The organism is Staphylococcus pasteuri, assembly GCF_030547725.1.
GTDB classification, from domain to species: domain Bacteria; phylum Bacillota; class Bacilli; order Staphylococcales; family Staphylococcaceae; genus Staphylococcus; species Staphylococcus pasteuri.
This window is the reverse complement of the sequence record NZ_JAUOQO010000020.1, coordinates 1-9,303: the sequence shown is the minus strand read 5'-3', so window position 1 is coordinate 9,303 and position 9,303 is coordinate 1. Positions and strand designations below refer to the sequence as shown.

Annotated in this window: 8 protein-coding genes; 2 read left to right on the top strand and 6 right to left on the bottom strand. The window is 32.5% G+C overall.

The genetic code is table 11. The features are described 5' to 3' along the window. Positions 1-101: 101 nt before the first annotated feature. Genes Q4528_RS12520 through Q4528_RS12505 form a run of 4 tightly spaced genes read right to left on the bottom strand, consistent with a single transcriptional unit; the run spans position 102 to position 4,604 of the window. Positions 102-2,555, bottom strand: coding sequence for an ATP-dependent Clp protease ATP-binding subunit (locus tag Q4528_RS12520; protein ID WP_046466373.1), 2,454 nt, complete (start codon positions 2,553-2,555; stop codon positions 102-104). Positions 2,556-2,570: 15 nt separating this feature from the next. Continuing rightward, complete coding sequence (locus Q4528_RS12515; protein ID WP_037555779.1) at positions 2,571-3,575, bottom strand: protein arginine kinase; 1,005 nt, start codon at positions 3,573-3,575, stop codon at positions 2,571-2,573. Further along, a complete protein-coding gene (locus Q4528_RS12510; protein WP_029056340.1) occupies positions 3,568-4,122 on the bottom strand; it encodes a UvrB/UvrC motif-containing protein in 555 nt (184 codons plus the stop codon). Before Q4528_RS12510 ends, Q4528_RS12515 begins: the two co-directional genes overlap by 8 nt. 20 nt (positions 4,123-4,142) lie before the next feature. Further along, positions 4,143-4,604 (bottom strand): CtsR family transcriptional regulator, encoded by a 462-nt coding sequence (locus tag Q4528_RS12505; protein WP_046466372.1) that lies wholly within the window; start codon positions 4,602-4,604, stop codon positions 4,143-4,145. A 158-nt stretch (positions 4,605-4,762) separates the two neighbouring features. On the opposite strand from Q4528_RS12505, the gene Q4528_RS12500 reads away from it, so the two are divergent. Continuing rightward, positions 4,763-5,977, top strand: a complete 1,215-nt coding sequence (locus Q4528_RS12500) for a NupC/NupG family nucleoside CNT transporter (protein ID WP_046466371.1) — start codon at positions 4,763-4,765, stop codon at positions 5,975-5,977. Positions 5,978-6,042: 65 nt separating this feature from the next. On the opposite strand, the gene pdxT is transcribed toward Q4528_RS12500, so the two are convergent. Then, positions 6,043-6,600 (bottom strand): pyridoxal 5'-phosphate synthase glutaminase subunit PdxT, encoded by a 558-nt coding sequence (gene pdxT, locus Q4528_RS12495; RefSeq protein ID WP_046466370.1) that lies wholly within the window; start codon positions 6,598-6,600, stop codon positions 6,043-6,045. A gap of 3 nt (positions 6,601-6,603) precedes the next feature. Further along, on the bottom strand, positions 6,604-7,491 hold the full coding sequence (gene pdxS, locus Q4528_RS12490; RefSeq protein ID WP_017638468.1) for a pyridoxal 5'-phosphate synthase lyase subunit PdxS: 888 nt from the start codon (positions 7,489-7,491) through the stop codon (positions 6,604-6,606). Positions 7,492-7,587: 96 nt separating this feature from the next. On the opposite strand from pdxS, the gene pdxR reads away from it, so the two are divergent. Beyond that, positions 7,588-8,970 (top strand): MocR-like pyridoxine biosynthesis transcription factor PdxR, encoded by a 1,383-nt coding sequence (gene pdxR / locus Q4528_RS12485; RefSeq protein WP_046466368.1) that lies wholly within the window; start codon positions 7,588-7,590, stop codon positions 8,968-8,970. Positions 8,971-9,303: the final 333 nt, after the last annotated feature.

Here is a 9,303-nt window from a genome sequence, read left to right as displayed (position 1 = left end):
AAAGACAATTTCTATATTATTTCAATAGAAATTGTCTTTTTTTCACTTATCCAAGAACTTTATGTCCCGGACTCTTTATTAATAATCAATCTATAAGTTGATTACGCTTCTGTAGAAGCTTTATCTTCTTTTTTATCTTGAATATCATATTTAAATTCTTCACCATCATGATCAACAGTTACATTCTTACCTTCTAATTGATTACCGTCTAATATTAATTCACTTAGGTTATCTTCAACTGTCTTCTGAATTGCGCGGATAAGTGGTCTTGCACCATATTCTGGGTCATATCCTTCTTCAGCAATTTTTTCTTTAGCTTTTTCAGTTACTTCAATATTTATATTTTGTTCTGATAAGCGTAGTGTTAATTTATTAACCATCATAGTTACGATTTCTTTAAGTTCATCTTTAGATAATTTATGGAAAACAATAATGTCATCCACACGGTTTAAGAATTCTGGACGGAATGCATTTTTAAGTTCTTTCATCATTGTTTTACGTATTGATTCATAATCTTGACCATCATTGGCACCACCAAAACCTGCGAAACGTTGATCTTGTAATTCTTGAGCGCCAACATTTGAAGTCATAATAATCACTGTATTACGGAAGTCAACTTGACGTCCTTTAGTATCAGTTAAATGACCATCATCTAATACTTGTAGCAAGATATTAAATACGTCTGGATGTGCTTTTTCAATTTCATCGAATAGTATAACTGAATAAGGTTTACGTCTAACTTTTTCAGTTAATTGGCCACCGTCATCATGGCCTACATAGCCAGGAGGGGCACCAACTAAACGACTGACAGCGTGTTTTTCCATAAATTCACTCATATCAACACGAATCATTGCATCATCTTCGCCAAACATAGATTCAGCTAAAGCACGAGCTAGTTCTGTTTTACCTACGCCTGTAGGACCTAAGAATATAAAGCTACCAATTGGACGTTTAGGATCTTTTAATCCTGCTCTTGCACGTCTTACCGCTTTACTAATAGAAGTCACAGCATCTTTTTGACCAATAACTCGATGATGTAATGTGTCTTCTAAGTTAAGTAAGCGATCTGATTCAGTTTCATTAATTCTAGTTAATGGAATACCTGTCCAACCCGCAATAACTTCTGCAATATCTTCTTCAGATAATGATGTACTTACGCCATCTTGTGCGTTTTTCCATTCATTTTTAGCTTCTTCAAATTGTTTTTCTAATTTAGTTTGTTTATCTCTAAGATTTGCCGCGTTTTCAAATTCTTGAGCATGAACGGCTGCGTCTTTTTCATTTTTAACTTTTTCAATTTGTTGTTCAATTTCTTTTAAGTTATTAGGTGTTGTATGACTTTTTAGTCTTACTTTTGAGCTTGCTTCGTCAATTAAATCAATTGCTTTATCAGGTAAAAATCTTTCTGATACATAACGATGACTTAATTTAGCTGCCGCTTCTAAAGCTTCATCTGAAATGTTAATACGATGATGGGCTTCATAACGGTCACGAAGTCCTTTTAAAATTGCAACAGTATCTTCAACTGAAGGTTCATCAACTTGTATAGGTTGGAAACGACGTTCTAATGCTGCGTCTTTTTCAATATTTTTGCGATATTCGTCTAAAGTAGTCGCACCAATGCATTGTAATTCTCCACGAGCTAAAGCAGGTTTTAGAATATTAGAAGCATCTATGGCACCTTCAGCTCCACCAGCACCGACTAATGTGTGCAATTCATCAATAAATAGAATAACATTGCCTGCTTGATGAATTTCTTCCATTACTTTTTTCAAACGTTCTTCGAATTCGCCACGATATTTAGTTCCAGCTACAACTGTTCCCATATCTAAAGACATGACACGTTTGTTTTTCAATGTTTCTGGTACTTCATTATTTACAATTGCTTGCGCTAATCCTTCAGCAATCGCTGTTTTACCTACACCAGGTTCACCAATTAATACTGGGTTGTTTTTAGTACGACGACTAAGTACTTCTATAACACGTGTGATTTCTTTATCACGTCCTACTACAGGATCTAATGTTCCATCTTTAGCAATGACTGTTAAATCACGTGCTAAACCATCTAAAGTTGGTGTGTTATTAGATTTATTTGCTTGAGCATTTTTATTACTCATTTCTGGACTACCTAAAGCTTTAACGACTTGAGCACGTGCTTTTGTAATATTTAAATCGAGATTTGCAAATACACGTGCAGCTACGCCTTCGTTTTCTCTAATTAAACCAAGTAGTATATGTTCTGTTCCTACGAAATTATGATGTAATTTTCGTGCTTCATCCATTGATAATTCAATAACTTTTTTAGCTCTAGGCGTATAGTGAAGTGTCGCCATTGGTTCTTGACCGTGTCCAATAAGTTTTTCTACTTCTTCTACTACTCTGTCCTCTGTAATATTAAAACTTTCTAATACTTTTGCTGCAATGCCTTCAGGTTCTTTCATTAAACCTAGTAAAAGATGTTCTGTTCCAATATTTGAATGATTCAATCGAATTGCTTCTTCTTGTGCATGTGCTAACACACGCTGCGCACGTTCTGTTAATCTACCAAATAGCATATAATGTGTTACCTCCTATTTTATATGTTCTCTCAAAATATTAGCTCTTTTTTCATTGACTGGTGTTTCATCTTCTTCATCAAATAAAAATGGAGTTTGAATGCCTACCATTAATTCATTAAATTTAAAATTATCAAGTTTAATATAATTTAAATCTATACCTAATTTAACTTCACTCAACCGGTATGATGCTTCTTCCATAGAAATAAGTCTGCTATTTTGAAGTATTCCTAGCGAACGATAAACTCTATCTAACGTTTCTAATTGCTTATGCTCATCTAATCTTTCCCGAATTTGAAGCTCTTCATTTATAATCTGATTAATAACTTCTGTTAAGTTTTCAATAATTTCTTCTTCTGTTTTCCCCAATGTTAATTGGTTTGAAACCTGATAAATATGACCATATACTTGTGATCCTTCACCATAAATACCTCGAATTGTAAATCCAAATCTATTTATAGTTTGAGAAATGCCTGTCATTCTTTTCATAATTGAAAGACCTGGTAAGTGCAACATCACGCTTGCTCTCATCCCAGTACCTATATTAGTAGGACAAGTAGTTAAATAACCTAAATGTTCATCATAACTAATATCAAGTTTTTGATCTATTGTATCATCAAGTGCTGAGGCTTCTTTGTACAATCTTTCCAATGATAAATCAGTACCTAATGCTTGAATTCTTATATGGTCTTCTTCATTTATCATTACACTGATAGATTCATCATCATTTAACATGACAGCTGCTGCCGGTTGTTTAATTAATTCTGGACTTACTAAATGTTTAGCTACTAACTTCATTTTATTTTGTTGGTCCATCACATCTAGTCTTTTTAAAGTCATATTAGGTAAAGCATCTTGTACTTCATTAATAACTCTGAATCCATCTTGTTCTGTTGGGAACATAAGGGGGTGAACGTGATTTTCTAGATTTCTAGCTAAACGAATTCTTGATGAAATCACAACCGGTGCTTCCTTTGCTGTTTTCATCCATTTACTTACATTTGGCTCTAAGTCACTCATCATGTTGCACCTCGCCCTCTTCACGTAGCGCTTTAATTTCATCACGTATAATGGCTGCTTGTTCAAAATCTTGTTCATCTATTAACTTTTGTAAATATTGATTTTTTTCTTCGATTTTCTTTTTAAGTGCAAGTTTATGATAAGAAGACTGAGGTACTTTTCCAACATGTTCAAATTGACCACCTTGCACACGTCTAACAATGTCTAAAATGTCATCTTTAAAAGTTGCATAACAATCTGAACAACCGAATTTACCTACATGTGCAATATCTTTTAATGTCATCTGACAAGTTGGACATCGCTTTTCTTCTTTAAATGCCATTTCGTGAAAATTAATACCATGCTTAGTAGCTAAATGTTGTAATATTTGTTTTACAACAAATGCTTCTTCGATATCATCTTGATGATATGATGATTGTTCTTGATGTGTCCATGGATTATCACCTTGTGCACAAGTACTACATACCCATTTTTCTTGCACACCATCTTTACTTTTAACAGTTAATTTAACTTCAGCCTCATTTAAATGGCAATTTTCACAAAGCAAAAAGCAACACCTCAATTCTCCTAATAATAATTGATAACTGGTAAAATTCTTTTGAGAATATTAGCTCTAATAATATCACGAGATACAATATCCATTTTCAGAGTTTCTCGATCAATTACTGCAATAATCATTTTAGCTTCTCTTTCATTAACTAGTCCTTTATCTAACAACCCATCTATTAAATAGAGTGCTTGTTGTTGAGATATGGATGGACCTATTAACTGAAGTAAATGATTAATATAACCTGTCTCATCTTTGTTTTCAATTTTTGTGATTCGGATGTAACCACCGCCACCACGTTTACTTTCTATTTCGTAACCATGCTCATTTGTGAATCGTGTTTTAATAACATAGTTTAATTGAGAAGGGACACAATCGAAACGTTGAGCTATGTTTGCTCTTTGAATTTCAACCACGTCTTCATTGGTTTCTTCAAATAAATGTTTAATGTATTGTTCTATGATGTCGGACATATTATGCATGATTATCACCTCTTTTTTGACCTTCTTTGACTATATTATATGACCAACTTTGACCATTTTCAATTATTTTGACTTTAAATTTTTAAAATTTATGATGTTAGCGTTTCTATTTTATTGTATGATAGACAATAGAATAAATTAAAGGAATGAAAAAACACATGCATATTCTCATTGGGATTATTGGAATCATTTTCTTCTTAGCACTCGCGTACTTATTTAGTTCAGATAGAAAGAATATTCGATGGCAATATGTTGGATTATTGCTAGTTATTCAATTAATTTTTGCGTTTATTTTACTTAAAACTAATATTGGTATTTCAGTCATTGGTGCTATATCTAATGGATTTGGTTATTTATTGTCAAAAGCAGCAGAAGGAGTTAATTTTGTTTTTGGTGGTTTTAAATATGTTGACCCTAAAAACCCACCATTTTTCTTTAACGTTTTATTACCAATTGTATTTATTTCAGCATTAATTGGTATCTTGCAGTATACAAGAATTTTACCTCTTATTATTAATGTCTTAGGTTTTCTTATTTCAAAAATTAATGGTATGGGCAGATTAGAATCATACAATGCTGTAGCAGCAGCAATTTTAGGTCAATCAGAAGTTTTTATCTCATTAAAACAACAATTACCTTACATACCTAAACAACGTTTATATACATTAACGGCATCAGCAATGTCTACAGTATCAGCTTCAATTATTGGTGCTTACTTTACATTGATTGAACCAAAATACGTTGTAACAGCTGTTGTATTAAATTTATTTGGTGGCTTCATTATTGCATCTATCATTAATCCATATAAAGTTAATGAAGAAGATGATAAATTATTAGTTGCTGAAAGTGAAACAAAAAATCAATCTTTCTTTGAAATGCTTGGAGAGTATATCTTAGACGGATTTAAAGTTGCAGTAATAGTTGGTGCAATGTTAATTGGATATATCGCAATTATCGCATTACTAAATGGTTTAGTGAGCGGCGGCTTTAGTTTAGCAAGTGGTGGCGCAATCAAATGGGATTTCCAAACTTTAATTGGATTTGTATTTGCTCCGTTTGCATTTTTAGCAGGTGTTCCATGGAACGATGCAGTTCAATCAGGTTCTGTGATGGCTACTAAACTATTATCAAATGAATTTGTGGCAATGCAAGCACTTGGTAAATTAAATGGGATTTCTGAACATGCTAAAGGTGTTACTTCAGTATTCTTAGTATCATTTGCAAACTTTAGTTCAATTGGAATTATTTCAGGTGCTATTAAATCTCTTAATGATAAAAAAGGTGATGTTGTTGCAAGATTCGGATTAAAATTATTATTCGGTGCAACTCTTGTATCATTCATTTCAGCAGCAATTGCTGGATTCTTCATCTAATAATAAATAAAAGGCAATGCATACATTGGAGTTTGTAACCAATCCAATCATGCATTGCCTTATTTTTATTTTTGAATCATATGATTAATAAAATAATCAGTTACTCGGTAATCATCTGTTAATTCTGGATGGAAAGAAACTCCTAAATATTTATCTTGCTTTACAGCGACAATTTTGTCGCCTACTTCGCTTAAGATTTCAACATTATCTCCAACTTTTGCTATATGAGGTGCTCTAATAAATACGCCTTCAATATCAGTAGCTATACCTTTGATTTCTAATTCGGATTCAAAACTATCTACCTGTCTTCCAAATGAATTACGTTCAACAGTAATATCCAACTTATTTAAATATCCAGATTCTCCTTCAACATCACTGGCTAATACTATTAGCCCTGCACATGTACCAAACATAGGTAATTCTGATTGTTGTAACTTTTCTTTAAAACCATATAAATCCATTAATCTTCTCAATGTTGTTGACTCGCCACCAGGTAATATTAAGCCATCAATATCATCTAACTGTTCTACTTTTTTGATTGCAATACCTTCATGACCACTTAACTCTATATGTCGAATATGTTCTCGAACTGCTCCTTGCAGTGCTAATACACCTATTTTCATATACTACCAACCACGCTCTTGCATACGTTCTTCTAAAGAAATTTGATTAATATCTAAACCTTTCATAGCTGTACCTAATTCTGCTGCTAGTTTACCGATAAGTTCATAGTCTTGATAATGAGTAGTAGCTTGAACGATAGCTTTAGCAAATTTTTCCGGATCTTCAGATTTAAAAATACCTGAGCCAACGAATACTCCATCTGCGCCTAATTCCATCATTAAGGCAGCATCTTGAGGAGTAGCAACACCACCAGCTGCAAAGTTTACTACTGGTAATCTACCATGATCTTTAATTTGTTTTAATACTTCGTATGGTGCACCAATATCTTTAGCAAAAGTCATGATTTCATCATCATTCATAACAGTCAAACGACTTACTTCAGCATTCACTCTTCTCATATGTCTAACTGCTTCTACTATATTACCTGTACCAGGCTCTCCTTTAGTACGTAACATAGCTGCTCCTTCGCCAATACGACGAGCTGCTTCGCCCAGATTACGACAACCACAAACGAAAGGTACAGTGAATTGATCTTTACGTAAATGGTATTCTTCATCTGCTGGAGTTAATACTTCTGATTCATCTATATAGTCCACTCCCATTGCTTCTAAAACGCGCGCCTCTGTAATATGACCAATTCGTGCTTTAGCCATTACTGGGATTGATACTGCATTCATTACTTCTTCAACAATTTTAGGATTAGCACTACGAGCAACGCCACCCGCCGCTCTAATATCAGAAGGTACTCTTTCTAAAGCCATTACTGCTACAGCACCAGCTTCTTCAGCAATTTTCGCTTGTTCAGCATTAACTACGTCCATAATGACGCCGCCTTTTTGCATTTCAGCCATACCACGTTTAACTCTTTCAGATCCAACTATTTTAGACATACAATCTACCCCTTTACTTCTTGATTAAATTTATTGTAAAGGATAAACTGATATTTAAAAAGGTTCAATTTATACATAATAAAGGCGGTCAGTTTAATGAGACATTCTAATTCATTATATTTAGATTTATATGAAAAACTGAAAAAACAAATAATAGAAGGACAATATCAATCCAACGATAGATTTCCCTCTAAACGACAATTAAGCGAACATTTATCTTTAAGTAACACAACGATTGAGCATGCCTATCAATTACTACTAGATGAAGGATTTATATACTCTAAACCGAGATCTGGATACTATGTATCTGATATTGAATCATTACCGGTTCTTCCTAACCCCTATGTAACAATTTCAAATGAACAAATTGATGGAATTGATTTAAATGTAGAACATAATGATTATGATTATTCTTTTAATTTATCAGAAATTGATGCAGAACATTTCCCATCTCATTTATTCCGGAAATACGCTAAAGAAGTATTTGAAGATCATAACTTAGATTTTTTACAAAGAGGTAATAAACAAGGGGAATTCGAGTTAAGACAACAAATTGCACATTACTTATTCACTAGTAGAGGTGTTACTGCACACCCTCAACAAATTGTTATTGGTTCTTCTACTGAACAATTATTAAATATGCTAACTGATATACTTAAATCTTCATCATTTATTATTGAAAAGCCAAGTTATCCACCTATTAAACAAGTTCTAGATAAAAAGAAATTTAAATATTTACAAGTACCAGTCGAAAAAAGCGGCATACAAACTAAACCCATTTTTTCTTCGAATTATAACGTACTTTATATTACTCCATCACATCAATTTCCAACAGGACACGTTATGAATTTGAAAAAAAGAACACAGCTTATCAATTGGGCTCAACATCAAACTAACAGATATATTATTGAAGATGATTATGATTCAGAGTTTAGATATTTTGGAAAGCCAATACCCGCATTACAAAGTCTAGATTCACAAGATAAAATTATTTACATCAGTACATTCTCTAAATCAATTTACCCAAGCTGTAGAATAGCGTATATAGTATTACCTCCTAAAATATTAGATTTATACCACCAATATGATTATAGTGAAGCAAACACTGCTCCAGTACATATACAAAGAATTATCGCTCAATTCATGAGCAGTGGAAGTTTTGAACGTCATTTAAATAAAATGAGGAAAATTTATAAAGAAAAATTAACGTATATTTTAAATGCACTTTCCCCATATGAAGAACAACTAAAAGTTGATGGTGCTTTAACTGGTATGCATTTTACATTAACAGTTTTAAATGGATTAAGTATGGAAGAATGCATAGATCGTGCTAAACATCACTCATTAAAATTAACACCATATCAATTCGATGATGATGTAAAAATAAAACCAAAGTTTATTATAGGTTTTGGAGGAATTCCAAAAGAACAATTAAATTCACATACAGAAGCCCTTATTAATTCGTTAATTATAAAGTAACACTTCTTTTTATTTAAAAAGTTAGTGTTACTTATGCAATTGACTTTAGTCTATTGTATTCATAATTAACTTTACAAAAACATTCCTTAATATATTAGTTGCATATTCTAAAAATGATTTCATCATCCAAAAATATTGTATTAAAAAACTGGACAGATAAAATTTGAATTTTCATCCGTTCAGTTTTTTTTAAATAGATAAATTAAGACATAAAAAAAAGACCTTACGGTCTCAATGCGGCTCATCGCATCCTATCATTTGCCTGGCATATATAGTTGTACTTAATAGCTAAAGCTATTAAGTAAGTAAAACAATGCGATTATAAATCGCTGT

Bases quoted from the DNA above. Each gene is read 5' to 3' on its own strand.
- pdxT (WP_046466370.1), bottom strand. From the start codon at position 6,600: ATGAAAATAGGTGTATTAGCACTGCAAGGAGCAGTTCGAGAACATATT.
- Q4528_RS12500 (WP_046466371.1), top strand. From the start codon at position 4,763: ATGCATATTCTCATTGGGATTATTGGAATCATTTTCTTCTTAGCACTC.
- pdxS (WP_017638468.1), bottom strand. From the start codon at position 7,491: ATGTCTAAAATAGTTGGATCTGAAAGAGTTAAACGTGGTATGGCTGAA.
- Q4528_RS12520 (WP_046466373.1), bottom strand. From the start codon at position 2,555: ATGCTATTTGGTAGATTAACAGAACGTGCGCAGCGTGTGTTAGCACAT.
- Q4528_RS12505 (WP_046466372.1), bottom strand. From the start codon at position 4,604: ATGCATAATATGTCCGACATCATAGAACAATACATTAAACATTTATTT.
- Q4528_RS12515 (WP_037555779.1), bottom strand. From the start codon at position 3,575: ATGAGTGACTTAGAGCCAAATGTAAGTAAATGGATGAAAACAGCAAAG.
- pdxR (WP_046466368.1), top strand. From the start codon at position 7,588: ATGAGACATTCTAATTCATTATATTTAGATTTATATGAAAAACTGAAA.